This is a genomic window from Bradyrhizobium sp. Kon56 (genome assembly GCF_055807635.1).
Map to the genome: position 1 here is coordinate 1 of NZ_JBVVOU010000200.1, position 373 is coordinate 373.

The window sequence follows — 373 nt, forward strand, 5'->3', positions numbered from 1 at the left end:
TCCGCGATCGGTACCGGGCTGTTCTATGGCTCCGCCTCAGCCATCCAGATGGCCGGCCCCGCTGTGCTGCTGGCCTACCTGATCGGCGGCGCCGCTGTATTCATGGTGATGCGCGCCCTCGGCGAGATGGCTGTGCACAACCCCGTGTCCGGCTCGTTCGGCCAGTACGCCGGCACCTACCTGGGGCCCATGGCCGGGTTTATCCTCGGCTGGACCTACGCCTTTGAAATGATCATCGTCTGCCTCGCCGACGTCACCGCGTTCGGCATCTATATGGGCTTCTGGTTTCCCGAGGTGGCGCGTTGGGCCTGGGTGCTCGGCATTGTGTTTCTGATCGGCGGCCTGAACCTGTGCAACGTCAAAGTGTTTGGCG

General features: G+C 63.8%; 1 pseudogene. It reads left to right on the plus strand.

The annotated features are described in order from the left end of the window. Window positions 1-373 (plus strand): annotated as a pseudogene (proY, locus tag AC0L3B_RS38625) (proline-specific permease ProY); the annotation flags it as partial.